The following is a 2112-nucleotide window of genomic DNA, read 5'->3' as shown; positions in this document are numbered from 1 at the left end:
TTTGGTGTGACGACGTGAAGACAGGTAAAAGTCAATGGTGCAGCCCCTGCTGTCGACGGCGCGGTACAGATAAGCCCAGCGTCCGTTGACCTTCACGTAGGTTTCATCGAGATGCCATGAGCCAAAACCGGAAGGTTGACGCCAGTACCAGCGCCGCCGCTTTTCCATCTCAGGTGCAGAACGCTGAACCCATCGATAAATCGTGGTGTGATCGACATTTACCCCTCGCTCCGCCAGCATCTCCTGCAGCTCACGATAACTGATGCCATATTTGCAGTACCAGCAGACGGCCCACAGGATAATATGACGCTCAAAATGTCGACCTTTAAATGGGTTCATGTGCTGCTCCTTCAACTAAACAGTGGCATCAGTTTACCATCGCCAGATCTTTGCAACAGTGCCCTATTCTTGTGCTGTCGATATCGCTTTTTGTGCTGGTGCTGGCCGTTGGCGCGGTCGATGGCCTGGCGCATCGTGACTTACGGCGCTATGGAGCCGGGTATGAGTCAAGTTTCCTTTACCATCACGCCAAGCGATTTGTAAAACCGGTCACCACTATCCCGTGTATTCTGTACCTGTCAGTGCCGTTCGCAGTCTACCCCAACCTGCTGATCCTCCCTGTTGCGCTTGGTCTGGAACTGGCGGTATCGGTGACGATGGGGGCATTCAAGAAGTACCTTTAGTGGCAACGATTCTGTTGCAGGGCTGAGGCGGAGCGCAACGCAATGAGCACCGAACATCCCCGCAACAGAATTGGAAAAAATACTGCGCAAAGACGCAGGTTGAGTCCTCGCTCGCCCCTTAACTCCATTGAGGGGCTTTTTTCAATCCTGCCAGGGATTAAAAAGCTGAACCCCGGTCTTTACAAAGTCCTTTTCGTTGTGCGTCACGACGGTCATACGGTGAACCAAGGCGGTTGCCGCAATAAGCGCGTCCCGTTCACTGCGCGGATCGGGGACATGCAGCCTTGCGCAGCAGCGGGCCACAGTCGCATCGACGGCCAGGGTGCGGTATGCGAAGGTGGGTAACACCTGATTTTCAAACCATTCCCGTAATCTGGCACCCTGGTGTGGGTCACGGCGCTCCATTGCCAGAATCCCCTGCTCCAGTTCCAGCACGGTGATCGCTGAGATAAACAGCGCCCCGGTGGGCAGGGCATTGACCCATTCGACCACTCGCCCTTCGGCCCGGCTACCTTTGCGCAGGTCCGACACCACGTTCGTATCAAGAATATACATCACTCAAACTCCGCAGGGCGTGGCGTCAGATCCGCTTTCGGTGCCGAAAATATAATGTCTTCCCCGTCCGCCATCGCCAGTAATGTCGCCAGAGGCGCGTTGCCGCCCGTCAGTTGCTGATAGTCTTCAATGCTGAGTAATACGTGTGAAAGTTGTCCCCGGTCAGTGATGAAGACCGGCCCCCTGTTTGCTTCTTTCTTTGCCTTGCTGGCATCCTGGTTGAACTCACGGCTGCTGATAGTGATCGGAACCATAATTCACCCTCCCGCTTGTAGTGACATATCTACATTTTACGCCTTCCTGTTCGTACTGCAATCAAATGGCGGAGACCCACCTTCATTTAATTGCTGATTTCTGTTGCCTCCTTGTGCACTATCCCCTTGCAAAACTCACGTAGTCCCAATCAAAAGAGGGGTAGTGAAGAAATCCAGTCAGTAACACATTGGAATAAAAGGATTTATTCTAATCTTCATCTACATTTTGACTACGCTTCGACAAAAAGCCCTGTATTTGCAATGCAGGGCTTTCCTTGATTTGATGGTGACGACTTTTTTGTCAATACCGATCGAATTCTGACCCACCCTGCCAAAGTAAAACTGACCCACCCCCTTTGAATTACTCGAACGTTGTTGCTTTCGTTTTCTTCTGGATTTGACCGCTTTTCAGCTTATCCTTCAGTCGGTAGCTTTGGCCGCTGATTTGGGCGATATGCGCATGGTGAAGCAGTCGATCCAGCATCGCTGCCGTCAGCGTTTCGTTATCACCAAACGTTCCGGACCACTGCGTAAACGGCAGGTTGCTGGTCAGGATCACGCTGCCTGACTCATAGCGTTTAGCAACGACCTGAAAGAACAGGTTCGTCTCCATTTTACCG

4 protein-coding genes and 1 pseudogene are annotated in these 2112 nt (G+C 52.3%); 1 reads left to right on the top strand and 4 read right to left on the bottom strand.

The window, feature by feature from the left end; genetic code table 11:
• On the bottom strand, window positions 1-339 hold a 339-nt coding region (locus BBW68_RS11630; protein WP_148127649.1), incomplete at its 3' end, for an IS6 family transposase.
• A 65-nt stretch (window positions 340-404) separates the two neighbouring features.
• Here BBW68_RS11630 and BBW68_RS11625 point away from each other — a divergent pair.
• Window positions 405-683 (top strand): annotated as a pseudogene (locus tag BBW68_RS11625) (TIGR03747 family integrating conjugative element membrane protein); the annotation flags it as partial.
• Window positions 684-824: 141 nt separating this feature from the next.
• On the opposite strand, the gene BBW68_RS11620 reads toward BBW68_RS11625, so the two are convergent.
• From BBW68_RS11620 to BBW68_RS11610, 3 genes are all read right to left on the bottom strand, one after another.
• Entirely contained in the window at window positions 825-1238 is a 414-nt protein-coding gene (locus tag BBW68_RS11620; protein WP_070135488.1) for a type II toxin-antitoxin system VapC family toxin, read from the bottom strand.
• Entirely contained in the window at window positions 1238-1492 is a 255-nt protein-coding gene (locus BBW68_RS11615) for a type II toxin-antitoxin system Phd/YefM family antitoxin (protein ID WP_070135487.1), read from the bottom strand. Before BBW68_RS11615 ends, BBW68_RS11620 begins: the two co-directional genes overlap by 1 nt.
• A gap of 361 nt (window positions 1493-1853) precedes the next feature.
• Window positions 1854-2112: ATP-binding protein (locus tag BBW68_RS11610; RefSeq protein WP_186821326.1), on the bottom strand; the 259-nt coding region annotated here is incomplete at its 5' end.

Source organism: Candidatus Erwinia dacicola, assembly GCF_001756855.1.
In the GTDB taxonomy this organism is placed as follows: Bacteria; Pseudomonadota; Gammaproteobacteria; order Enterobacterales; family Enterobacteriaceae; genus Erwinia; species Erwinia dacicola.
This window is presented reverse-complemented; position numbering and strand designations above follow the sequence as displayed.